Below are 23451 nucleotides of genomic sequence, written 5' to 3' on the forward strand. Positions count from 1 at the left end.
CCATGGCAGCGACGCGATGACAGGACGCGTCGCCGGTCAATCCTGCAGCAGCGCCAGCAGGCGCTCACAGGCCTGGGCCAGCTCCACCTCGCTGGTGTCAATCTGGCAATCCGGCGCAAGTGGCGCTTCGTAGGGACTGTCCAGGCCGGTGAAATTCTTGATCCGCCCGGCACGGGCTTCGCGATACAACCCCTTTGGGTCCCGCTGCGCGCAGACTTCAAAAGGTGTGCTGATGTATACCTCGATAAAGGTATCTGCAGGAAACAACTGGCGGGCCGCCTCCCGGTCGGCGCGAAACGGCGAAATGGCCGCGACGATGACGATCAGGCCGGCATCGACCATCAGCCGCGCCACCTCGGCGATGCGCCGAATGTTCTCCTTGCGGGCCTCGGCATCCATGCCCAGGCCCCGGCACAGTCCCTGGCGCAGGTTGTCGCCATCGAGCAGCGACGTATGCAGCCCTTGCCGATTGAGCCGCGCTTCCAAGGCGTTGGCCAGCGTCGACTTGCCAGCCCCCGACAACCCGGTCAGCCAGATGCAGCGTGGCCGCTGGGCCTTGATGGCGGCCCGATCCTGTGGCGTGACCGCCAGCGCATAAGGGCGAACCTGTGCCTGTTGCATCGCTATCCCTGTCGTTTCGTTCATGGCCGGGCATCTCATCGTCACACGGGCACACCCACCGCAGCGGCATTACCGGAGTGTAGCCACTGAACAGGTCCATACGCTCCCACAGACTCAGGCGATATTCTGAGCGGGAGCGTCCAGGCCCATGGCGTGCAGACGCGCATAGTAGCCATTCTGCGCCAGGAGCTCGCCATGGGTGCCCCGTTCGACGATACGGCCCTGGTCCATCACCAGGATCATGTCGGCCTTTTCAATGGTCGACAGCCGGTGGGCGATGACCAAGGTAGTGCGGCCCTTCATGACCTGGTCCAGTGCCGCCTGGATGTGCCGTTCGGACTCGGTATCCAGCGCCGAGGTCGCCTCGTCAAGGATCAGTAACGGTGCGTTTTTCAACAGTGCCCTGGCAATCGCCAGGCGCTGACGCTGGCCGCCGGACAGCAGCACGCCGTTTTCGCCCACTTCGGTGTCCAGGCCGTTGGGCAACTGCGCAATGAAATCCATCGCGTAGGCATCCTGGGCAGCCTTTTCGATGTCGGCCCGTGGCGCGCCGGCCAGATCACCGTAGGCGATGTTGTTGGCCACTGTGTCATTGAACAGCGTGACGTGCTGGGTGACTTGGGCCACATGACGACGCAGGTTGCGCAGCCGGTAGTCTTCGATTTCCACGTCGTCGAGCAGTATCTGGCCGACCTCATGGTGATAGAAACGCGGGATGAGACTCGCCAGGGTCGACTTGCCGCTGCCCGAACGCCCCACCAACGCGATCATCTGCCCGGGTGCCGCCGTGAAACTGATGTCCTTGAGCACCTCGCGGTCAGCGCCGGGGTAGGTAAAGCTCAGGTTACGCACGTCAAGACGGCCGCTGACGCGTTCCTGCTCGACGGTGCCCTTGTCGACTTCAGGCTCGACATCCAATTGCTCGAAGATGCTTTCGGCACCGGCCACGCCTTTCTGGATGGTGGAACTGACTTCCGAGAGCTGGCGAATCGGCTTGGGCAGCAAGCCCGCCGCAGTGATGTAGGCCACCAAGTCACCGGCGGTCGCGTCGCCGCGCAGGAACAGCACCAGGAACATCAGGGCCGCCATGGCGGTGTAGATCACCAGTTGCAGCATGGGCGTATAGACCGCACCGGTGCGAGTCATGCGCAATTGCTTATCGGTATTGCCCTGGCTGGCGCTGGCAAAGCGCTGCTCCTCGTAGGCCTCGCCGCCGAAGCTGCGCACCACGCGGTAGCCCTGGATGGTTTCGGAGGCGACGTGTGTCACGTCGCCCATGGCCACCTGGATTTTCTTGCTTTGCTTGCGAAATTTCTTGCTGGTGCTGCTGACCATGACCGCAATCAGCGGCAGGATCGCCAGCATGACCAGAGTCAGCTTCCAGTTCATCCACACCAGGTAGGCGAAGAGGAACACCACGGTAAGCCCTTCGCGTATCACCACCTTGATCGCATCGGTAGCCGCGCCGGTGACCATGGTCACGTTGAAGGTGATTCGGGAAATCAGGTGCCCGGAATTGTGGGTGTCGAAATAGCGGTTGGGCAGCACCAGCAACTTCTTGAACAACTCGACCCGCAGGTCATGCACCAACCCCAGGGAAACCCTGGCCAGGTAATAGTTGCCCAGGAATGAGCCCAGGCCCTGCCAGGCAGCGATCAGGATGATCAGCAGCGGCACCGCCATCAGCAGTTTCAGGTCCTTGAGGTATGGCACATTGGGAAAGAGCACCGCATCAGGGTTGCTCAAGCCATCGACAAAATATTTGAGGATCCCGGCCAGCATGGGCTGGGTGGAAGCAAATATCACGAAACCCACGATACTCAGCAGGAAAATGCCCGCGTAGGGTTTGACGTATCCCAGCAAGCGAAAATAGATCTTCAGGCTGGAATCCTGTTCCGCTTTTGGCGGTGCGTCACTCATCGTCAGGCTCACTGGTTAGGAAGAACGCGGAATTTTATCACAGCCATCGGAATTGACCCGCGCCCAGGTCAAAACGCTCGCCAGGCCAATCGGCAGCCAGCTGATGAACCACTCGGCGCGGGGGGTTCCAGCCAGGCTGGCGGCATCGAATTGCATCGCCAGGAACGAAAATACCCACATGCCGAGCACGCCCCGGCCCAGCAGGCTGTCCCGGGCCCGCCAGGCTTCGCGCAACACGGCGAACCAGACGACGCACCACAGCAATAGCCCAGGCAACCCGAATTGGATGGCAACATGACTGAACAGATTGTGAGCATGATCAAACGTCAGGCCGTGGCTGGTAATCCGGTAGTCCGCGGCGATTCCAAGGCCGCCCCATGGACGCTCGGCGATCATGTGCAGGCTCGATATGAAAATCTCGGGGCGATAGGAGGCGCCGCGAGCCATTACCAGCGGTTCGAGCAGCCAGAAGGTCAGCATCGCCAGCACCAGCGCCGTGGCGGCGATTATGCGGGCACGCTGGTCCCGGCAGTAGATCGGCATGGCCAATACGCTGAGCAGCAGGGCCAGTGCGGCGCCGCGACTCTGGCTCGCCACCACGAACACCGCCAGCAGCGCCAGGGCGACTACCCAAAGCAGTCGCAGGCCGAAATGGCGCGGCACCCAGTGCAGCATCCAGACAGCCGCCAGACCGATCACGTAACCGCCGAGGATCGGATGGGACAACTCTCCCAGCCCTTCCACGCGCGCATCCCATGGGTTGTTTGCCAAGCCGTAGAAACGGACGATGGCCATCAAGGCAGTCAGCGCCAGCCCCAGGCCACCCCATTGCATGATGCGAATCACTCGATCGGGTTGGCCATTGGCAAGGATCGGGAAAAACAACAGGAACACCAGGATATACAGCAGCCGCTTGATCTCGCGAACAGGTTCGGCGGCTTCGGCCCAGAGCAGCGTGATCAATGCCCAGGCCATCAGCGCCAACAAAGCCGTATAAATCAAACGCTGCGCGCGCCACAACTCCAGCAGTCGTTGACGGGCCGGCCAGGCGAAGATGATCGCCGGCAGCCAGACGAAGGCAACCAAACCTTGTTGATAGACTTTGTTGGTCGGTGCCAGGGCTATTGCCAGCAAAAACCATAACAAGCCAAAGGCCATCCAACATTGTGCCCAACGCGTTGCCTGCATCTATCGCTCCTAAACGGTCTACCTGCCAAACCGGCATGGTGAAAACAAAAACTTTTGGGCATCATGGCCCGCCATGGCACCGGTTCTTTCAACAAGGTTTCCCTACGATGCAATCCTCACGGCTTCCCCAAGCCGCTTTGAATCAATTGATTGAAGGCGCCAACATTCTGGAGGCCGACAGCTACGGCCCAAAAGTCTATCTGCTGCAGGATGGGAACATCCTTAAATTGTTTCGCCGCAAGCGGCTTTTTTCTTCGGCCCTTCTACGGCCATATTCCGCACGATTCATCGATAATGCTGCCCGCCTCCAGGAGCTCGGCGTACCGACGCTTGAAGTGCTGGCCTTTTACAAGCTGCAAAAGCCCGGCATGACCGCTGTACTGTATCGGCCACTCCCAGGAAAAACCCTGCGTCAGTTATCGATTCAGGAAAACTTCAGCTGGCAGCAGGCCCTTCCGGCGCTGGTCGAACTGATTCGCAGCCTGCATGCCAGCGGCATTTATTTTCGTTCGCTGCATTTGGGCAACATCGTCGTCACCCCTGAAAACACGCTGGGACTGATTGACGTTGCTGACATGCGTTTCCTGCGCTCTCCCCTGCCACGCTACCTGGCACGCCGCAATCTACAACATTTCGCTCGTTATATTGCCCGAGAGAACCTGAACGGGAGCTTTCCAATGCAGGCATTGGAAAACGCCTTATTGGCTGCCTGAAATCAGCTGGCGGGCGGTCTGACTGAAACTCAGCCAGGCCTTATCAGGCGCCAGTGCCTGGTATTGCGCCGCAGCGACTGCGTCGGCCGGCGCCTGGGCCGCCCTTGCGATCGCCGCACTCCAGTCACCTTCCGCGTTGACCGGCGCATACCAACCAGTGTCGCCCAATTGTTCGCGAAAGACCGCGAGATCGCTGGCCAGCACCGGAATACCAGCCAGCACAGCCTCCTGAAGGATCAGCCCGAGGCCCTCATTCCTGGACGGGACCAGCACCCAATCAAACGCCCTGTAAAGCGTCGCCGCGTCCTCGATATGTCCTGTCAGCGAGACCTTGCCTAGCAGGTCCGGCTGTTCAATACGTGCTTGTAGCGCCTCGCGACTGGGCCCTTCACCAACAATCACCAGACGCCAATCGGAATGATCGGCCGCTGCCCGACCAAACGCCTCAAGCAGGCTGGCAAACCCCTTGTTGTCCACCAGTCGCCCGACTGCGCCAAATACCCGCCCTTGCGTACAAGGCAAGCCCAATCGGGCTCGCGCCTCTTCACGGGACAAGAGCGCGGTCTGGAAGGCCACTGGATCGAAGGCACTGCGTAACGCGGTCACCGGGATGTCCAGGTCATCCTGGAGCGACGTCGCCAGGGTCTCGGAAACCGCAGCAAGGATCAGGCGTGAAGCCGGGAACCCGCGCAGCAAATCACGCCCCGCACGACTGAGCCGCGTTGCGCCATGGAAAATCACCACCACCCGGATCTGCGGCATGTCCTTGAGAACAGGCAATAAGGTCCGGGCCACACCGGCGCCATCGAGCAACACCACGCGAGCATCGCCGTCGAGCAACGCCTGGCGAAAACGGCTGTGCATGAGGGGTTTGAACAGGCGCCAGACATGCCGGCCCTTGAGTCGCGAAGAGGTCAGATTCCACTCGAGCGCCGGCCCTACGTCGACCTGGCAGGCGGACGCCGAGCCCTGCAAGAGCCAGGTTCTGACAGGCATCGCAGGCTCCATCCGCGAAAGAATCTGTTCATGAACCTTGTGTACCGAAGCGAACGGCGAACCGCCCGCCCACATGACATTGATAATGCTCATCGAGCGGCAAACCTTTTATCGCGAACCGGAACTCGTGCTTCGCGGCATTCAGTAATTGATAAGCCAGCCAATGCAGACTCCGAGCAAGAGAACCAGGGATATCTTGAGTTGCTCGCGGCGCTTGCGACGCGCCTTGCGCCGACGCTCCATGGGCACTTCCACATGGACGCCGAATCCGGTGTGCAAAACAGCATCCCCTTCCAGCATCACCGCCGTCAAGTTCAGCTGTGCATAGCGAAGGGACAGGGCTTTTTCACCACCGAAACCGGCAAAGGGCGCGCAAAGCCGATACTCCTTCAACCGTCGCAACCCCGGGTTGAGAGAAAAACTCTGCCATTCAGGTTTATCTGAAATCAATGGATAACAGGGCACTCCTCCGATGACTTCCCGCTCGCCCAGGTGGATGTAAGGGCTATGGACACTCAAGTCATAGACATAATTGCGCAGCCACACTTGCAGGATCTCGGGACGCTGCTCCAGGACCGTGCGCGAATCCTCCACGAAGGCCGGGCGATAGAACTCCCAGTCATCCTCGCAATGAAAGACGTAGGGCGTCTTCACCTGCCCGTACGCCAGGTCGATCGAGGCCAACTGCCCCAGCTTCGGCCGATTGACGAAAACCGTGGTGCGGTGTTTCCAGCTGGCAGGGACAACGGCGTGGACGCCTTCGTCCCCGGCATCCTCAGTGATGAAGACCTCACGAATCGGCGCGGTATTGAACCGGTCGAAACTCTCCAGCGTTCGCTCGAGCAAATCGAGCCGGCCACAACTGGTCACCACCAGAGTAACGTCACTATCGTCGGAAAACTGCACGTGAAATACCATTTAACCAAACGCCACCCGAACATCAGGATGACGCAACGGTTCCTGTCAAACGCCTAGCTTCAGGCGCAATGTTTCCAGAAGACTCAACGGTGCCCGAGGCCGTAACGGCGGTTCCAGCGCTTGAACGATTTTCTGACCGATGCGCGCGAAGCTGAACTGCGCCAGCGCCAGCTCCTGGCCGTTGCGGGCCACGCTGCGCGCCAGCTCGGGGTCGGCGCGCAGCCTGGACAGTTTTTCCTGAAGTTGCGCGATGTCGCGGTACAGCACCACGTTATGCATGTCCTGCAAACCCAGCGCATGTGCCTCATCGGCACCTTGATCGAACGCCAGCAGCACACAGCCACAGGCCATGGCTTCGAAATTCTTGATCATGAACTCGCCCATACCGACATCGGCACTGACGAAAAAGCGAATACGGTTGAGCGTATCGCAATATTCTTCGCCGGACTTGGTCCGGGTGACGACCAGCGGCTCAACGCGACCCAGCTCATCGAGCAGCGCCTTGCGGCCACTGTAGGCGACACTGTTGGTGCTGCCGACGAAGGCCAGTTCGATATCGCGCTCACGCCCCTGATCCTGCAATAGCGACTGATCGTAGCCCTTGGGCACGAATACCGCATCGAAACCTTCGCCGCGCAGGCGTTCAGTCACCATGAAGCCGGAGCTGATGACACGCACCCACGGCAGGCGACGATAGTGCGCGCTGAACTTGCCGGTGTATTTGCACGGGATGTAGTTCTGGTAGGCGTCGTGCTCTAGGATCACCAGGTTGGGGATCGTGCGGATGAAACCGACCTGGCGGATCTCCTGCTTGAAGCGCAGGAAAAATACGATCCGGTCGTAGCGCGATACATCCACGTGCCGCCTAAAATAGCCACGCAGGTTGCGTTGCTCCTGGCTGTCGAGCCAACGCAGGTCGCATTCGCAGTGAGCAGCCACACCTTCGTAGAGTCGGTCCAGGATGGCCCGCTGCTCTTTCTGCACCAGAAATAGAACTTTCATCGTCTTCCTTGCGGCACCGAACGACTTGATAAATAACCGGGGGCCTTGATGTGCCGTAGCGCAAAGACGCCCCGCCTTGAGCCGTTAAAGCCGCCAGAACAGTTCATGGCGACGCACGGCCTTGCGAAAAAATTCGTTCTCGCCATAAGGCGATCCGGCACGCCCAGCCAGCAAACGTTGGAGACCACGGCGCAGGCGACGCTTGAACGGCGCTCGCGGTTGCAGATCGTGCATCATGCCCAACGCCATGGCCTTGTCGCGCTGGCCGGGCAGTGCCAACGGCAGGCTGACGGGATGCATTGGCCGGCCCGGGTCGAAGTACGGCGGCAACGCAATGCCCGCACCCGCATCGCCCATGGGCCAGCGGTCGTTGTCGTGCAGGTGATTGGCGTAGCCCAACAGGGTGGTGGGTTGCCATGGCAAGCCTTCGAGGGCCTGCAGGACGGCATGGTGTGCGCAGAGATGGTCGGGATGCGGGTCGAGGGTCGGGTGCGGCAACACGATGACCTCGGGACGCGCCTTGAGCAGCAGTTCGCGCAGATCGGCCAGCAGATTGTTCCAGGTCGGCGCGCCATCGGCATCGCCTGGCAGGGAAAACGGGTTCATCTGGCGGAACAGTCGGGTATCGCTCAGGTCCGCCTCCCGGGAGCCCTGGGGCTGGTCGGGCGCGGCCTGCATCGCGGCCAGTTGCAGGCAGAAGTAACCCAGCTGAACACAATGGGCCTCCGGAACCCCGGCCCAGCGCGGCACGGCGATGCTGTCCCAGGCGCGCAAGCGGCCCTTGAGCCGCGCGGCTTCGGCACGATCCAGGCCCATCTGCTGGTAATGCTCGGCTTCGATTTCACCCGCCGTCAGCGTCACGATCCAGGCTTCATCCGCCTGGCTGTACAGCCCATAGGCGGCCAGTTCCGCATCGTCGGCGTGGGGCGCGATGACCATCACCCGCTGACGCTGGACCTGCGGCGAGGTGAAAGACCATAGCGTCGGCTCGCCCTGCAAGCGGCAAAAACGTCCGCGCAGGCGCAGCTCGCCCCGGGACAGCGCCGGGCCCTGCTCGCTCAGGTTGAGGTAGCGCAGGCCGTTGACGCCGCGCTCGAAAGTTTGCCGGTCCGGACATTCACCGCCCGACAACTCGACAGCCGGGTCGATGAAGCGCCCCAGCCAGGTACTTTTCATTCGCAACGCGAGGATCAGCGTCGCGCCATCGTCCAGGATCACCCCTTCGTCCAACCGCAGGTGCCCATTATTCAGGTGCACCTTGGGTTGCTGGGTGAACGGCGGGAAGCTGTATTGGTAGTCGTCGCGAGGCGAATAAAACAAGTGGTCGGCGAACCACGCTTCATGGGCGACCCAGGCCAGTACCGCCAACACCAGCGGCAACCACCAGGCCACCAGGATGCCGAGCAAGACCAGTACGACAAACGCAAGCAACAGCCCGACGCGCTTGTTGCGGCGGTGACGCTTGAGCAATTGCTGCTTTCGACTTATCGGCGGGTTCATACGGTAAACACCGGCACGGGGTTGCACCAACGGTCCTTGTACTCCCGGTCCGCCCGACCGAATGAAAAACGCAACGGTTTGCCGGCGGCACGGGCATGTTCCCAGGCGCTCTGGGTGTTGAGGAAGCTCAACACGCTGCCGGGGCTGAACTCACGGGTCTGCGGGTCGACGCCGCCGTTGATGTACTCGACGCTGATCCATTCCGGCGCTTCGACGCGGTACACCAATTGAATGGCGATCGGCGCATCGTTGAGGAAGATCACCGAACCGATCAGCCATTCGCGCAACAGCTCGATTACTTCGGCCATGCGCTCGGCTCCGGTGGCCGCAAAGCCCCAGCGACGCAGGAAGAGGTCGCAGTAAATCGCAGCCAGCTCCGTACTGGAGAACTCGTCGACCGGCCGTACCACACCGCCCGCTTCTTCCAGCAAGCGCAGCTCACGACGCTGGTTGTAGCGAAACTTCTTCGACAACTCTTCCGGAGTACGGGCCATGGCCAGTTGTTCCTGCTGCAACTTCATGCCACTGAAGCGCCCTTCGTTGAGGGCCGACAGGTAACGTGCGCGGTGGCGCAACGGCGCCTGGGCGTCGGGAGCCGCCGGTAGAATCAACTCGGCGTTCCCCAAGTCGAACAGGCCCTTTTTGCCGTTGCGCTTGAGCACGTCCTTGGATAACGCGAGGTCACGACCCCAGGTCGCAATGGCTGCCTTGAGCTCACCATCTTGTTCGAACGCCAGGTAGCGCACGGGAATCCCGGCCAGGGCCGCCAGACGTTCGATCACCTGCGGATGGGTGGCCACACTGCCGCCATAGCGCTGCCAGGCCTGGGCATACATCGACGCGTCTATGGTTGACCAGCCGCGCTCGCGCCAGCCTTGGAATCGGTTGAGCATCAGGCCCTCGGCGCCAGTTCGGTGACTTGGGGCAAGCGCCAGAATGCCTCGCGAACGGCGCGATCCGAGAACCGCTCGCGCAGGCGGTCGAGCATCAGCTCGGCGCATTGGCGACGCTGCGATTCGTCCATGGCAGCCAGGTGTTGCAGCCCCTGGGCCATATGTTCGGCGTCGCCCAGCGGAAACAGAATGCCCATGCCCTCGACCACTTCCTTCGCACCGCCACAGGCCGTGGCCAGCAGGGGGACCCCGGCGGCCATGGCTTCGAGCAGCACCATGCCGAATGGCTCATGGTCGGAGCTCAGGGCAAATACATCAAAAGCACGGAAGTAACGGCGCGCCTCGGGCACCTGACCGAGAAACAGCACGCGATCGGCAATGCCCAACTCCAGCGCCAACTCACGAAGGTCCTGCTCCAGACGGCCCTTGCCGAGGATCGCCAGTTGGCTATGGACGGGCAGGTACGCCAGTGCCGCGGCAAATCCGCGCAGCAAGGTCGCCTGATCCTTGTCCGGGTGCAGGCGACCGACATTGCCGACAATCCAGGCGTTCGTATCCAGCCCGAGGGTCTGGCGCGCTTCATCCCGAGAAACCAGGCAGGCCTGGGTGGCCTTGAGATCGATGCGATTGTAGAGCGTCTGGATCCTGGCAACCGGCCATTTCGGCAGGCAGCGGCGCATGTCGTCGCGCACCGCGTCGGAGACCCCGAGCAAGCTCAGGCGCTTGCGAAAAAGGTGAGCGAACAGACGGCGGGTACGCCGCTGGTAATCGCCAAAGGCATGGTGCACGCCAATCACCGGCAGGCCGGTGCCAAGCAGGGCGATGTAGATCGGCTTGAAGCGATGGGCGATGCAGAAACTGAAGTTGCGCGAAGCGGCGATCTTGCGCAAATCGCCGATGGCGCCCAGCTTCAGGCCACGAATGGCGCTGGAGCTGTACTCCATGAACAGCACCTCGTCCGAGGCACAACCAGCGGCGACTTGCGCGTCCGCCGCCCCGGTGAGGAACACCGTGGTCACGCGATAGCCAGTCCCCGCGAACAGGCTGGCGTACTGACGGGCACAGTCCAGGAACGGCCCGTCATAACCGTGGCAAAACTGCAGCACATGTCGCTCAGCCGAGCGTGTCATAAGCATCCACGCCGTCTTTGACCACCAGAATGTCTTCCATGATCAGGTACTGCAGGTCGGAGCCGAAGAACATGTTCAGCGCGTCGGTCGGCGAGCAGATCATCGGCTCGCCACGGCGGTTGAGCGAAGTGTTGAGGGACACGCCGTTGCCGGTCAGGACTTCCAGGGCCTTCATCATGTCGTAGTAGCGCGGGTTGTATTCGCGCTTGAGCACCTGGGCCCGGGAAGTGCCGTCTTCATGGACGACTTCCGGCACGCGGGTCTTCCATTCTTCGGCCACTTCGAAGGTGAAGGTCATGAAGGGGGCCGGGTGATCGACCTTGATCATCTGCGGCGCGACGGTGTCGAGCATCGACGGGCAGAAAGGCCTCCAGCGCTCGCGGAACTTGATCTGTTCGTTGATGCGATCAGCCACGCCACTGGCGCTTGGGCAACCAATGATCGAACGACCGCCCAAGGCGCGCGGACCGAATTCCATGCGTCCCTGGAACCAGGCGACCGGGTTGCCGTCGACCATGATCTTGGCAATCCGCTCAGGAGTGTTGTCGATCTTGCGCCAGGCCGGTTTGCTCGGGTGGCGGGCGCACGCGGCGATCACGTCTTCGTTGCTGTAGGCCGGGCCGAGATAGACATGTTCCATCTTCTCCACTGGCACGCCACGGGCATGGGACACATAGGCCGCCGCACCTACTGCGGTGCCGGCGTCGCCGGAAGCCGGTTGCACGAACAGTTCCTTGACGTCGTCACGGGCGATGATTTTCTGGTTCAGCTTGACGTTCAATGCGCAGCCGCCAGCGAACGCCAGCTTGCCGGTTTCCTTGAGCACGTCACCCAGGTAATGGTCGATCATTTGCAGCGCGAGCTTCTCGAACAGCGCCTGCATGCTGGCCGCGTAGTGAATGTACGGCTCGTCAGCGATGTCGCCTTCGCGTTTCGGGCCGAGCCATTCGATCAGCTTCGGCGAGAAGTAGAAGCCCTTGCCCTTTTCTTTATAGCGACGCAAGCCGATCACGTTGGCGTAGTCGGTGTTGATCACCAACTCGCCATTTTCGAACGACGCCAGGCGCGAGAAATCGTACTTGCTGGCATCGCCGTAGGGCGCCATACCCATGACCTTGAATTCGCCGTCGAGCATCTCAAAACCGAGGAACTCGGTGATCGCGCCATACAGGCCGCCCAGGGAGTCCGGATCGAAGAATTCCTTGATCTTGTGGATCTTGCCGTTCTCACCATAACCGAAGAAGGTCGTGGCGTATTCGCCCTTGCCGTCGATGCCCAGGATCGCGGTTTTTTCCTGGAAACCCGAGCAGTGATAGGCGCTGGAGGCGTGGGCCAAGTGGTGCTCGACCGGCTCGATCTTGATTTTTTTCGGATCGAAGCCCAGTTGCTCCAGGCACCAGACGATCTTGCGGTGATAGCGCTTGTAGCGACGGTTGCCCATCAGGATCGCATCGAGGGCACGATCCGGGGCGTACCAGTAACGCTTGGCGTAGTGCCAGCGCGCCTCGCCGAACAGGCTGATCGGGGCGAAAGGAATCGCCACCACATCGACGTCGGACGGCTTGATGCCAGCCTGTTCCAGGCAGAACTTCGCCGATTCATAAGGCATGCGGTTCTTTGCATGTTTATCGCGTACAAAGCGCTCTTCCTCGGCCGCCGCGATCAGCTTGCCGTCAATGTACAGCGCTGCGGAAGGATCATGGCTAAGGGCGCCGGACAGGCCAAGAATCGTCAATGCCACAGGGGTCTAGCCTCTTATGTCTGCATACGGGCGACAAGCGCCTCGAAAAATTGATGTGCCGCTCGCCAAGGGCGCGGGGCAGCTAAAGGGCGGGATTATAGCTTAAAAGCGGCAGCAAGCCTCTAGCGGTGAGTGGCAAGTAGCTTTATTGGCAGCCAGGCATAACCCCGTGGCGAGGGAGCTTGCTCCCGCTCGACTGCGCGGCGGTCGTAAAACCTGCCAACTGTTTTTCACTGGTGCACGGCGTTGAATGGCTTTGGGGCTGCTACGCAGCCCAGCGGGAGCAAGCTCCCTCGCCACGGGGTCATCGATTGCCTCGAGTGAGCGGCACGGTCACAGCAGGGTTCAAGCGTTGTCGACGACCTTGGGCACCCGCTGATCAATCACCCGATACAACGCACTGTCCTCAGGCCAGTTACGCATGAACCGCGCGCGATCCCGGGCGTAGGCCTGGGCGAAGCTGGCGTCGGAGCGGTGCTGGCACATCGAGTCGAGGTCGATCAACGCCCAGCGGTCGTGCTGCCAGAACAGGTTATGGCCCTTGAAGTCGCCGTGGCTGATGCGCTCGCGGATCAGGTCGGTGAACAGCCGGTCCAGCGCAAGCAATTCACGCTCGGGCGCTTCGCCGTTCGCCACATAGGGCGCAAAGCGCTCGATAATGTCCGGCCCCGCCAGGTATTCGGTGACCAGGTAAGCGCCGCGGCGCAGCCACAGGAAACGCTTTTCCATCACCGCCAGGGGCTTGGGCGTGGCGATGCCGAGGAAAGCCAGGCGATGGCCTTCGCGCCAGGAGTGCCAGGCACGGCTCGGGCGCCAGAAGCGCTTGAGCCAATGGGCGAAATTCTTGATGTTGTAGCGCTTGATCACCAGGGGGCGACCGCTTACCTCGACCTTGCCGACGCTCGCCGCGCCACCGGTCTTGTACAGGTGACCCTGGTCGAGCAAGGCGTCCGCCTGTTCCAGCACCGGGAGCATGGCCGCTTCTTCATCGCGACGAATCGCCCGCAGGCCAAACGCCCCGCGCCGCACACTGAACAGGCTGCACTCGCGCCCAATCTTTTCCAGGAAGTCTTTCAGGCGCCAGGCATGAACCTTGTCGATCTGTTTTTGCAGGGCTTCCATGGGCAACGCATGTTCGGCGTTGCCCAGCAGGTAATACACCAGCAGCTCTTCATTGAACGGCTCGAGGGACTTGGGCAATTGGGCGAAAAACACGCCCAGGTTCTCGAGGACTTTTTGTCGAGACAATGGCTGTCCCGGGGTTTCGGCGCGAATGCCAGCCCCATCGATCAAATAGAGCTTGCCATCGTGACGCAGCAGATTGTCCAGGTGCAGGTCTTCCTGCCACAGGCCTTTGCCATGCAATTGCGCGATGGCGCCCAAAGCCTCGGCCAGCACCGCTGTTTGTTCATCTGCCAACAATGGCAACTGCTCGACGTGTCTCCAGGCATCCCCCAGGCTCTCGGCGCCTTCGAGCAACTCGAACAACAACCAGCCACCTTCGCCCTCTTTCAGGCCATCGGCGAGCAATAGCGGAGTCGTCAGCCCTTGTTCCGCCAGCAGGCGCACGCCTTGCAATTCCCGTTGAAAATGCCGGGCGGCCTTGCTGCCTACCAGCAATTTTGCAAGGACCGGGCGACCGCGCCAGACGCCCGCACCGACGTAACGCTGCCCCGGCAGTACCCGCAGCAGCGTCAGCAATTGCAATTGCGCCGGGCCTGCGGCATCGGCCAATGTCAGGCTCAGTGGCAGGCTGGGGCTGCGGCCAGCGCTCTTGAATTCGGACAACTGCATCAACGGGCCTCCTTATGGCTGCGCCGGGCGCTCAGTCGAGTCACCCAGCCATCGACCAGCCCGCTGTCGGGCGGCTGGTCCAGATAGGTAGACAACAGCTGGCGCACATCAGCGTCGCTCCATATGGCGGCGCGACGCAGCAACGGCTCCAAATCCTTGACTCGATCACGCTGGCCGAACAGCAACGGCCGGGTCTTTTCCAAATCGATCAATTGCGCCTGGTAGCCGCTGGCAGTGGCTTGCAGGAAGATGTGCTTGGGATAAAAGCAACCGTGCACCTGGCGCACCTCGTGCAGGCGCCGCGCCAACTGGCCGCAGGCTTCAAGAATGGTGGCATGTTGCGCCGCCGTCAGGGTCGGCCAGCGTTGCAACAGCGAATCCAGGTCATCCCAGCCATCCAGGGCTCGGGTCAGCAGGATCGCCCGCACTTCGCCATCCACCTTGCGCTGGCCGTAGAAGACTGCTTGCAGGGCCGGAATCCCCAGTTGGCGATAACGGCTGATGTTGCGAAACTCCCGGGAAAAACTCGGCTCGCCAAAGGGATGCGACCAAGTCCGGGTCAGGTAATTGCTCTGGCGCTTGAGGTAGTAGCCGCGGCCCTCCAGCTCCAGCCGGAACACGCTGCTCCACCCATCGCCCGAAGTGTTGGGCTCATCCACCGCGTCCAGTTCGCGCGCCCATAAGGCTTCGAAGCTGTCCAGGCCATGACGTTGCAGCAACGCCCGGTCTTCAGCGGCCAGAAAATCAGTCATTCACGCCCCTCGAAAAATCTCACCACGTGGCGGATGCGTTTCTTGTCGCACGCATCGAGCCGATCACGCTGGCGGTATTGCAGGTAAAAGCGCAGTCGCTGGGTGGCCGACAAGTGATACTTGGCCACTTTGTCCAGGCACGCCAGGTCTTTGGTGATCCGGTACTTGAGCCAGAAACCACGCCAGAAATCCCCGTTCGGACAATCGATCAGGAACAGTCGTGACTGGTCATCGATCAGCAGGTTGCGCCATTTCAAATCGTTGTGGGTAAAGCGATGGCCATGCATGGTCCGTGTGTAGTTCGCCAGTTGCTGGCTCACGCCATCGACCCAGGCACGATCCGCCAGCCGCGGATCATGACGTTCGGCCAGGGCCGAGAGATCTTCGGTATCGGGCAGCTCACGGGTGATCATCGCGCCACGTGCGTAGGTCGCGCCGTTGCGCTCCAGGCCCCAGGCAATGATTTCGGCGGTGGGAATGCCCCATTTGGCGAAGCGCTTGAGGTTCTGCCACTCGGACTTTACCCGCGGCTTACCCAAGTAGCGGCGCAAGCCCTTGCCAGCCCCGACGTAGCGCTTGACGTAGTAATTCACGCCGTTGCGCTGCACCCGGACCACCTCCGACAACGGATCACGGGTCAGCCGCTCCCCTTGCAGGGCAAACACCGCGTCGAGACTGCCAAAATCCTGTGCCAGGTCGGCGTAGGCCGGTTCCAGTTTCCAGCCCGACATCAGAGCGCGTCCCCGTACCGCTGTTTGCGGGCATACAACTTGTTGGCCTTGCCTTCGAGCCAGCTCAGCAGCGACGCCTCTTCGGCGAGGATCCGCCGCAGCGGCTGCTGGAAATAGCCCTTGAGAAAGCGCAGCTTGTCGCGGCGGGTCAGGCCGATGTCCAGCGCCGAGAAATACAGCGCCGCCAGGTCCTTGTTGCGCCAGCGAGTGGTGATGGCCGGACGGGTCTGGGCACGGTGCAGGTCAATCACCGAGAGCTTGAAATCTCCAGGCGTCACCGGCTTGTCGGTGTGCAGCAAAAAATGGCAGATGTAGCAGTCACGATGGTTGACCCCGGCACGGTGCATCATGCCCGTCATGCGCGCCACTTCGGCGATCAGGGCACGCTTGAGCGCCGGCTGTGGCGGCTGCTTGACCCAGTCGATGCTGAAGTCTTCAAGGCTGATGGTCGGCGCCAGTTCTTCGGTGACGATGAACGAGTGCTGGTCCGCCGGATTGCTACCCTTCTCGCCATAAGCCACGGCGGTCATGGTCGGCACGCCGACTTCCTGCAAGCGCTGGATCGCTTTCCATTCCTGCCCTGCGCCGAGGACCGGCAATTTGGCGGTGATCAGGTTCTTGAAGATCTCGCCCCAACCGATGCCACGATGGATCTTCACGAAAAAGCCGCGACCGTCCACCTCCGTACGCAACGTGCGCCGGGCTTCCAGTTCGCGATAGACCTCGCCCTTGAGCGCTTCGACTTCGGTGAACGCATCGCGTCCGGCCCAAAGGCTCTTGAACGGTTCGGCCAGCATCAGTTTCATTGTGCGTGCTCCGCCAATATCACATCGGCCGCGTGCTGCGGCATGCTGTAGAGGTCGGCCGTCTCGGCGAAGGCCAGACCGTTGCGACTCCAGGCCGCCCGTGCATCGGCATCGCTCAGCATCCGGCCCAGGTACTCGGTGAGCTGCGCCTGTTCGAATGGCTCATCGAGCACCAGGCCGCTGTCGGCCTCGGCGATGTAATGGGCGTACCCGCACACCGCGCTGACCAGCACCGGCAATCCGGCCACCAGGGCTTCGAGCAGTACCGTACCGGTGTTCTCGTTGTACGCCGGATGGATCAGCAAGTCGGCGCCCAGCAGGAAACGCGGGATGTCGCTGCGGCCCTTGAGGAACCGCACGTTGTCACCGAGCCCAAGGGCGGCGCTCTGCAATTGGAATACTTTGGGGTCGTCCTGGCCGATTACAAATAGGCGGGTGCGTTTTTTCAGCTCCGAGGGCAGCGCGGCCAAGGCCTTGAGGCTGCGATCCACGCCCTTGGTCTTGAACCCGGAACCGATTTGTACCAGCAGCAGATCGTCATCGGCCAATTCGAATTCGGCACGGAACGCGGCGCGGATCTCGTCGGCATCGGCGGGCCGCCGACGGTCCTGGGCGATGCCCGGCGGCAGCAGGTGAAAGCGCTCCAGCGGCGTGTCGTAGTGCTTGATGAACAGCGGCTGCTGGACTTCGGAAATCATCAGCACCTCGGTTTTCGCGTCCTTGGCGAACACCGCCCGCTCGTATTCGGCGAAGTGCCGGTAGCGACCCCAACGCCGGTACAGCGAGTTGCGCAGGTTTTGCGCCTTGTCCTCGAAGCAGCCGTCGGCGGCGTAGTACACGTCCAGGCCAGGCATTTTGTTGAAGCCGATCAAGCGGTCCACCGGGCGCTTCGCCAGGTCGGCCTCCATCCACGCGCTGAGTTTTTCGTTGCGACGATGGTTGAACAGCGCCTTGACCGGCGCCACCAGCACCTCGAAGCCCGGTGGGACGTCGCCTTCCCAGATCAGTGTGTAGACGCGGATCTGGTGACCGCGGCGCTGGCACTCCAGGGCGATGCGCATGAAGTCACGCTGCAAGCCACCGAAGGGGAAGTACTTATAAAGGACAAAAGCCAATTGCATCAGCGCGGCTCCTCAGCCAATAACGTGCTCAAGTGGCTGGCAACACGCTCGGGGTTCAGACGCGTGAAGCACAGAGGCTGTTCGCGTTTCAGGTCAAACCGACGGGCGTCTTCGGCCGTCGGCGGGTAAGTGCATTGTTTCTGCATGCAAGGGGCGCAAGGAAAATCGCTGGCGAGATGAACCTGGCGCTTGCCGTAGGCACCGGTAAGCACCGGGTTGGTAGGGCCGAGCAGCGAAACGGTCGGCACATCCAAGGCCGCGGCCAGGTGGCCGAGTCCCGTGTCGACTGCCACGCAAGCCTGGGCGCCGGCAAGCACCTTGCCCATGCCGCCCAGGTTCAGTTTCGGCAAGACCTCGACATTGCGCAGGCCCTTGGCGATGCGTTCGGCCCGGGCCTTCTCCAGCGGATTGCCCCACGGCAGCTTTACCACCACGCCGAATTGGCCCATGCGCTCGGTGAGCTGGCGCCAGTAGAGCTCAGGCCAGTGCTTGGACTCCCACGTCGTGCCATGCAGGAAAACCACATACGGATATTTGCGTGGCAACTCGACCAGGCGATCGACGTTCAGGCCATAGTTGCCCAGGGTCTTGGGCAAGTCATAACCCAGCGCCACGGCGAACAATTGCCGCACACGCTCAACCGCATGCTGACCGCGCGCCACTGCCAGCCGGCGAGAGTAGAACCGCGCGGCCAGGGGTTCACGGGCAGAGTCTTTGTCCAGGCCTGCCACCGGAGCCTTGACGTAGCGGGTCAGCCAGGCGCTTTTCAGCAGGCCCTGCGCATCGATCACCAGGTCATATTTTTCGGCGCGCACGCTCTGTTTGAAGCGTCGCCATTCGCCGCTCTTGATGGTTTGCCAGAGGTTCTTGCGCCAGCGTCGGATCGCCACCGGGATGACCTTGCCCACGGCCGGGTGCCAGGTAGGGATTTCGGCGAAGCCTTCTTCCACCACCCAATCGAACTTGATCCCGGGAATCGCCCGCGCGGCGTCGGTCAAAGCCGGCAGGGTGTGGACCACATCCCCCAGCGAAGAAGTCTTGATCAGCAATACCCGCAAGTTACCGGACCTCCACGGGTGCGCCCTGCAACCGCTCCAGAGCCTCGTTCACCGACGGCGGCATGAGTTGGCGCAGGCAGTTGTAATGACCGAAGCGGCAGGTACGGTCGAAGCATGGACTGCATTCGATGCCCAGGCGCACGACTTCGACCTTGTCGGCCAACGGCGGCGTGAAGCCTGGCGAGGTGGAACCATAGACCGCGACCAATGGGCGGTTCAGGGCCGCGGCCACGTGCATCAGGCCGGAATCGTTGGACACCACCGAATCAGCGCAGGACAACAGATCGATGGCTTCGGCCAGGGAGGTATCGCCGCTGAGATTCACCGATTCCTCTCGAAGCCCGGGGATCAGCCGCGAGCGGATGTCTTCGCCCACGGGGTGATCTTTTTTCGACCCGAACAGCCAGACTTGCCAGCCTTCGCGAATCTTCGCCTCGGCGACTTGGGCGTAATGTTCCGCTGGCCAACGCTTGGACTCGCCAAACTCGGCGCCCGGACACAACGCCAGCACCGGACGATCCAGGCTCAGGCCGAACTTGGCCAGCGCCGCTTCACGGGTCACCGGATCGATCCGCAGGCTCGGACGCGGATAAGGCTTGGGCAACTCGGCGCCCGGCTCGTAGGCCAGGGCCATGAAGCGCTCGATCATCAGCGGATAACGGTCTTTATCCAGCGTGCGCACATCGTTGAGCAGGCCGTAGCGAAACTCCCCGCGCCAGCCGGTGCGCTTGGGAATGCCCGCGAAAAACGGCACCAGCGCAGATTTCAGGGAGTTGGGCAGCAGGATCGCCTGGTCGTACTGACCGGCCAGGGATTTACCGATGCGTCGACGGGTCGCCAGTTCCAGCGCGCCGTGGCCGAGCGGAAAGCTCAAGGCCTTGCGCACTTCGGGCATGCGCTCAAGGATCGGCCGACTCCACTCTGGAGCCAGCACGTCGATTTCACACTGTGGGTGGCGCTGCTTCAGACACTGGAAGAGTGTCTGCGCCATCACCATGTCACCGACCCAACTGGGCCCAACGATCAGAATATTCATGTGCTTTCCAAAAACGATACGGGGAGGCCTACGCCTCCCCGCCTCGAGAATCACTGTGGCTTAGGTCGTTGCCTGTTGCCTTCAATCTACAACACACCGCGAATCTACTGTGGGAGCGAGCCTGCTCGCGAAGAGGCCATCACATCCAGCATCAATGTCGCCTGACACTCCGCCTTCGCGAGCAAGCTCGCTCCCACAGGGTTTTGCATGTATTTGCAGCTCAATGCTGCACCGCCAATCCATTGTGGGAGCGAGCCTGCTCGCGAAGAGGCCATCACATCCAGCATCAATGTCGCCTGACACTCCGCCTTCGCGAGCAAGCTCGCTCCCACAGGGTTTTGCATGTATTTGCAGCTCAATGCTGCACCGCCAATCCATTGTGGGAGCGAGCTTGCTCGCGAAGAGGCCATCACATCCAGCATCAATGTCGCCTGACACTCCGCCTTCGCGAGCAAGCTCGCTCCCACATTTAAAACTTCAGCTCAGCCCCAGCTCTCGCCAGATCCGCAGCACTTGTCGACGCTCATCCACGAACTGGTCGCCGGTGATCACCCCGGCGTCTTTCTGCAAGGCCTGGCGGTGAGCGGCGGAGCGGAAGGCCTTATAGGCCTCGCGCAACAGGGCAGCATCTTCAGCGGGCATCAGCCCGGCCTCCTCCAGCCCTTCCAGAATCCGGATGTTGTCGGTGTAGCGCAGCAGCGACGGGTATTGCTCGGACCACGCCAGGGCCGCGTATTGCACCATAAATTCTATATCGACGATACCTCCGGCATCCTGCTTGAGGTCGAAGGGCGCCGTAGCCTCGAAGGCGTTCGGTGCGGTCCCGGCAGCGGTGGTCTTGCTGCCCAGGTTGTCGCGCATCTTCGCGCGCATTTCGCTGACCTCCTGGCGCAGCATCGGCAGATCGCGCTTGCGTCCCAGCACTTGGGCACGAACATTCTCGAACGCCTGGCCCACATCCTGGCTGCCCACCAGCACTCGGGCCCGCACCAGGGCCTGGTGCTCCCAGGTCCAGGCTTCGTTCTCCTGATAGCGAGCAAACGCCCCGAGGGAACTGACCAGCAACCCGGACGCACCGGATGGCCGCAGGCGCATGTCCACTTCATAAAGCTGCCCGGAGTTGGTCTGGGCCGTCAGCAAATGAATGATCCTTTGGCCGAGCCGGGTGAAAAACTGCGCGCCGTCGATCGGTTTCGGGCCATCGGTTTCCGCCTGGGGATCGCCGTCGTGGATGAACACCAGATCCAGATCCGAACCATGCCCCAATTCCAGGCCGCCGACTTTCCCATAACCGACAATAATGAAGCCCGGATCGCACAGGCTGCCATCGGTGCGCAATGGTACGCCGTGCTTGGCAGCCGTCTGGCGCCAGGCCAGGGCCAGCACTTGCTCGAGAATCGCCTCGGCCAGCCAGGTCAGGTAATCGCTGACTTTCATCAGCGGCAGACTGCCGGCGATTTCCGAAGCGGCCACCCGCAAACGGTGCGCCAGCTTGAAATGCCGCAGCGCTTCCATTTGTTGTTCGAGGTCGTCCTCGGGAATCCGCGTCAGGCGTTCGCGCAACTCGGCGGCCAGCTCTGGCGCCAAGGGCGGCTTGAACAGGCGCCCCTCGTTGAGCAACTCATCGAGCAACAGTGGGAACCGGGTGATCTGCTCGGCGATCCACGGGCTTGCCGCGCACAGCGTCAGCAAGCGTCGCAAAGCACCGGGATTTTCGGTCAACAACACCAGGTAAGCCGAACGGCGCGCCACCGCCTCCACCAGCGGAAGCACCCGCTCCAGCACCAGGTCCGGGTTGGCATGCTCCACCGCCTGGGCCAGAAGACGTGGAATGAAGGCATCCAGACGTTCGCGCCCCAGGCGCTGCATGGCGCGCAATTGCGGGCTGCCGCGCAAGGCAGCGAGGGCCTTAAGCGCTTTGGGTGCATCGGCGAAGCCGCCCTCTTCCAACTGACGACACGCCGCTTCTTCATCCTGGCTGTCTTCCCACAAAGGCAACCATTCGCCGCCCACCACCACTTCGCTTTCGCCGCCCTCTTCTTCATCCGGGTCGGCGATGACCTGGCCGAAATGCCAGGCCACGCGCCCACGCCAGTGCATCAACTGTTCGTGAAAGCTCGACCAGTCGGCAAACCCCAGCATGAACGCAATGCGTGCCTGGTCCTGCGGGCTGTCCGGCAACATCTGGGTCTGGCGGTCGGCAATGGCCTGGATCGCATGCTCGGTATAACGCAAGAACTCATAACCCTGGCGCAGCTCGTCGACGACCTTGGCCGGCAGGTAACCCTGGCCTTCGAGGATGCCCAGTACCTTGAGCAGCGGACGCTGCTGCAAGCTCAAGTCTCGGCCGCCGTGGATCAGCTGGAATGCCTGGGCAATGAACTCCACTTCGCGGATGCCGCCCGATCCCAGCTTGATGTTGTCGGCCATGCCCTTGCGCCGGACTTCCTGCTGGATCAGCTGTTTCATGGTGCGCAGCGCTTCGATGGCGGAAAAATCCAGGTAACGGCGATAGACGAACGGACGCAGCATGTCGAGCAGTTGCGCCCCGGCCACCTGGTCGCCGGCCACTACCCGCGCCTTGATCATGGCGTAGCGTTCCCAGTCGCGGCCCTGGTCCTGGTAATACTGCTCCAAGGCATTGAAGCTCAGCACCAGCGCACCGGCCGAACCGTAGGGGCGCAGTCGCATGTCGACGCGAAATACGAAGCCGTCGACGGTCATCGGGTCCAGGGCCTTGATCAAGCGTTGGCCCACCCGGATGAAAAATTCCTGGTTATCCAGCGGCCGCTTGGCGCCGACGGTTTCGCCACCTTCGGGGTAGGCAAAGATAAGGTCGATGTCCGACGACAGGTTCAGCTCCACCGCGCCAAGCTTGCCCATGCCCAGGATGACCATGTGCTGCGGCTCGCCGGTGCGTCGTCCGGTAGGCGTGCCGAATTGCTGGCTCAGGCGCAGGTATAACCATTGGTAGGCCTGGTCGATGCAGGCATCGGCCATGTCCGAGAGGTCGCGGCAGGTCTGGACCAGATCGGCCTGGCGGTTCAAGTCACGCCAGATGATCCGCACCTGGTGGCGAGTGCGCTGGCGGCGCAGGACGCGACCCAACTCCTCTTCGCTCTCGGCAGCCTGCACGGCGGCGCCGATCTGTGCGCACAGCTCACCGGGGGCAAAGCTGCGGTCCAGCTCACCGCTGCCTACGAGCGCCAAGAGCATTGCAGGGTCGCGCACACTTTGCTCGACGACAAAGTCGCTGGCGGCGGCGACACGCTGGAACGCCTCCCAGCGCTGCGGCGTCCAGGTCGACAGCTCATGGTCATGGCCGAGCAAGGTGACCGCCGCACGGAACGACTGCTCGGCACGGCTGACCAATGACTGGAGAATTGCCGGTAGCTTTTCAGCTATTGGGACAAGCGAGGGCAGGCTCATGGTCTATCCTTGATCGGCGCGGGAAAGGCTCGATGTAGCGTTTTTGCAAAAGACACTACCTGATCGACTGTCGAACAAAGATGATAAATAGCTGAAAATCTG

Annotated in this window: 19 protein-coding genes; 1 reads left to right on the top strand and 18 read right to left on the bottom strand. The window is 61.8% G+C overall.

Annotated elements, in window-relative coordinates:
• Positions 1 to 36: 36 nt before the first annotated feature.
• From cysC to AD663_RS25395, 3 genes are all read right to left on the bottom strand, one after another.
• Positions 37 to 645 carry an adenylyl-sulfate kinase gene (gene cysC, locus AD663_RS25385; RefSeq protein ID WP_003186497.1) on the bottom strand — a complete coding sequence of 203 codons (609 nt, stop codon included), beginning with the start codon at positions 643 to 645 and terminating at the stop codon, positions 37 to 39.
• A 90-nt stretch (positions 646 to 735) separates the two neighbouring features.
• Positions 736 to 2541: a lipid A export permease/ATP-binding protein MsbA gene (gene msbA, locus AD663_RS25390; protein ID WP_003186500.1), complete on the bottom strand. Its 1806-nt coding sequence runs from the start codon at positions 2539 to 2541 to the stop codon at positions 736 to 738.
• Between the two features lie 15 nt (positions 2542 to 2556).
• Positions 2557 to 3729, bottom strand: a complete 1173-nt coding sequence (locus AD663_RS25395) for an O-antigen ligase (protein ID WP_003186502.1) — start codon at positions 3727 to 3729, stop codon at positions 2557 to 2559.
• Between the two features lie 107 nt (positions 3730 to 3836).
• Here AD663_RS25395 and AD663_RS25400 point away from each other — a divergent pair, with 107 nt between their 5' ends.
• Complete coding sequence (locus AD663_RS25400; protein ID WP_003186504.1) at positions 3837 to 4442, top strand: hypothetical protein; 606 nt, start codon at positions 3837 to 3839, stop codon at positions 4440 to 4442.
• Here AD663_RS25400 and AD663_RS25405 read toward each other — a convergent pair.
• The 15 genes from AD663_RS25405 to glnE form a co-directional block, all read right to left on the bottom strand.
• On the bottom strand, positions 4428 to 5531 hold the full coding sequence (locus tag AD663_RS25405) for a glycosyltransferase (protein WP_003186506.1): 1104 nt from the start codon (positions 5529 to 5531) through the stop codon (positions 4428 to 4430). The genes AD663_RS25400 and AD663_RS25405 overlap by 15 nt on opposite strands.
• A 48-nt stretch (positions 5532 to 5579) precedes the next feature.
• Positions 5580 to 6344 carry a hypothetical protein gene (locus AD663_RS25410; RefSeq protein WP_003186509.1) on the bottom strand — a complete coding sequence of 255 codons (765 nt, stop codon included), beginning with the start codon at positions 6342 to 6344 and terminating at the stop codon, positions 5580 to 5582.
• Between the two features lie 57 nt (positions 6345 to 6401).
• The gene (locus AD663_RS25415) at positions 6402 to 7358 is read right to left on the bottom strand and encodes a glycosyltransferase (protein WP_003186512.1); all 957 of its coding nucleotides are present in this window, start codon (positions 7356 to 7358) and stop codon (positions 6402 to 6404) included.
• A gap of 84 nt (positions 7359 to 7442) precedes the next feature.
• Positions 7443 to 8846, bottom strand: coding sequence for a PIG-L deacetylase family protein (locus AD663_RS25420; RefSeq protein WP_053214745.1), 1404 nt, complete (start codon positions 8844 to 8846; stop codon positions 7443 to 7445).
• Positions 8847 to 8854: 8 nt separating this feature from the next.
• Positions 8855 to 9751 (bottom strand): antimicrobial resistance protein Mig-14, encoded by an 897-nt coding sequence (locus AD663_RS25425; RefSeq protein ID WP_003186516.1) that lies wholly within the window; start codon positions 9749 to 9751, stop codon positions 8855 to 8857.
• Positions 9751 to 10881, bottom strand: a complete 1131-nt coding sequence (locus tag AD663_RS25430; protein ID WP_053214729.1) for a glycosyltransferase — start codon at positions 10879 to 10881, stop codon at positions 9751 to 9753. The genes AD663_RS25425 and AD663_RS25430 overlap by 1 nt, the downstream gene beginning before the upstream one ends.
• The gene (locus AD663_RS25435) at positions 10865 to 12622 is read right to left on the bottom strand and encodes a carbamoyltransferase (RefSeq protein ID WP_053214730.1); all 1758 of its coding nucleotides are present in this window, start codon (positions 12620 to 12622) and stop codon (positions 10865 to 10867) included. The genes AD663_RS25430 and AD663_RS25435 overlap by 17 nt, the downstream gene beginning before the upstream one ends.
• A 345-nt stretch (positions 12623 to 12967) precedes the next feature.
• Positions 12968 to 14416 carry a lipopolysaccharide kinase InaA family protein gene (locus AD663_RS25440; RefSeq protein ID WP_053214731.1) on the bottom strand — a complete coding sequence of 483 codons (1449 nt, stop codon included), beginning with the start codon at positions 14414 to 14416 and terminating at the stop codon, positions 12968 to 12970.
• Positions 14416 to 15168, bottom strand: coding sequence for a lipopolysaccharide kinase InaA family protein (locus tag AD663_RS25445; RefSeq protein ID WP_003186523.1), 753 nt, complete (start codon positions 15166 to 15168; stop codon positions 14416 to 14418). The genes AD663_RS25440 and AD663_RS25445 overlap by 1 nt, the downstream gene beginning before the upstream one ends.
• Entirely contained in the window at positions 15165 to 15899 is a 735-nt protein-coding gene (locus tag AD663_RS25450; RefSeq protein WP_003186524.1) for a lipopolysaccharide kinase InaA family protein, read from the bottom strand. Before AD663_RS25450 ends, AD663_RS25445 begins: the two co-directional genes overlap by 4 nt.
• Positions 15899 to 16705, bottom strand: coding sequence for a lipopolysaccharide core heptose(I) kinase RfaP (gene rfaP, locus AD663_RS25455; RefSeq protein ID WP_003186525.1), 807 nt, complete (start codon positions 16703 to 16705; stop codon positions 15899 to 15901). Before rfaP ends, AD663_RS25450 begins: the two co-directional genes overlap by 1 nt.
• The gene (locus AD663_RS25460; RefSeq protein ID WP_003186526.1) at positions 16702 to 17826 is read right to left on the bottom strand and encodes a glycosyltransferase family 4 protein; all 1125 of its coding nucleotides are present in this window, start codon (positions 17824 to 17826) and stop codon (positions 16702 to 16704) included. Before AD663_RS25460 ends, rfaP begins: the two co-directional genes overlap by 4 nt.
• On the bottom strand, positions 17826 to 18884 hold the full coding sequence (gene waaC / locus AD663_RS25465) for a lipopolysaccharide heptosyltransferase I (protein WP_053214732.1): 1059 nt from the start codon (positions 18882 to 18884) through the stop codon (positions 17826 to 17828). The genes AD663_RS25460 and waaC overlap by 1 nt, the downstream gene beginning before the upstream one ends.
• 1 nt (position 18885) lies before the next feature.
• Entirely contained in the window at positions 18886 to 19920 is a 1035-nt protein-coding gene (gene waaF / locus AD663_RS25470; RefSeq protein ID WP_053214733.1) for a lipopolysaccharide heptosyltransferase II, read from the bottom strand.
• A gap of 477 nt (positions 19921 to 20397) precedes the next feature.
• On the bottom strand, positions 20398 to 23349 hold the full coding sequence (gene glnE, locus AD663_RS25480; protein WP_053214735.1) for a bifunctional [glutamate--ammonia ligase]-adenylyl-L-tyrosine phosphorylase/[glutamate--ammonia-ligase] adenylyltransferase: 2952 nt from the start codon (positions 23347 to 23349) through the stop codon (positions 20398 to 20400).
• Positions 23350 to 23451 lie beyond the last annotated feature (102 nt).

It is taken from the genome of Pseudomonas sp. Q12-87, from assembly GCF_001269755.1.
GTDB lineage: Bacteria > Pseudomonadota > Gammaproteobacteria > Pseudomonadales > Pseudomonadaceae > Aquipseudomonas > Aquipseudomonas fluorescens_S.

Bases quoted from the DNA above. Each gene is read 5' to 3' on its own strand.
- cysC (WP_003186497.1), bottom strand. From the start codon at position 645: ATGAACGAAACGACAGGGATAGCGATGCAACAGGCACAGGTTCGCCCT.
- msbA (WP_003186500.1), bottom strand. From the start codon at position 2,541: ATGAGTGACGCACCGCCAAAAGCGGAACAGGATTCCAGCCTGAAGATC.
- AD663_RS25395 (WP_003186502.1), bottom strand. From the start codon at position 3,729: ATGCAGGCAACGCGTTGGGCACAATGTTGGATGGCCTTTGGCTTGTTA.
- AD663_RS25400 (WP_003186504.1), top strand. From the start codon at position 3,837: ATGCAATCCTCACGGCTTCCCCAAGCCGCTTTGAATCAATTGATTGAA.
- AD663_RS25405 (WP_003186506.1), bottom strand. From the start codon at position 5,531: ATGAGCATTATCAATGTCATGTGGGCGGGCGGTTCGCCGTTCGCTTCG.
- AD663_RS25415 (WP_003186512.1), bottom strand. From the start codon at position 7,358: ATGAAAGTTCTATTTCTGGTGCAGAAAGAGCAGCGGGCCATCCTGGAC.
- AD663_RS25425 (WP_003186516.1), bottom strand. From the start codon at position 9,751: ATGCTCAACCGATTCCAAGGCTGGCGCGAGCGCGGCTGGTCAACCATA.
- AD663_RS25430 (WP_053214729.1), bottom strand. From the start codon at position 10,881: ATGACACGCTCGGCTGAGCGACATGTGCTGCAGTTTTGCCACGGTTAT.
- AD663_RS25440 (WP_053214731.1), bottom strand. From the start codon at position 14,416: ATGCAGTTGTCCGAATTCAAGAGCGCTGGCCGCAGCCCCAGCCTGCCA.
- AD663_RS25445 (WP_003186523.1), bottom strand. From the start codon at position 15,168: ATGACTGATTTTCTGGCCGCTGAAGACCGGGCGTTGCTGCAACGTCAT.
- AD663_RS25450 (WP_003186524.1), bottom strand. From the start codon at position 15,899: ATGTCGGGCTGGAAACTGGAACCGGCCTACGCCGACCTGGCACAGGAT.
- rfaP (WP_003186525.1), bottom strand. From the start codon at position 16,705: ATGAAACTGATGCTGGCCGAACCGTTCAAGAGCCTTTGGGCCGGACGC.
- AD663_RS25460 (WP_003186526.1), bottom strand. From the start codon at position 17,826: ATGCAATTGGCTTTTGTCCTTTATAAGTACTTCCCCTTCGGTGGCTTG.
- waaF (WP_053214733.1), bottom strand. From the start codon at position 19,920: ATGAATATTCTGATCGTTGGGCCCAGTTGGGTCGGTGACATGGTGATG.
- glnE (WP_053214735.1), bottom strand. From the start codon at position 23,349: ATGAGCCTGCCCTCGCTTGTCCCAATAGCTGAAAAGCTACCGGCAATT.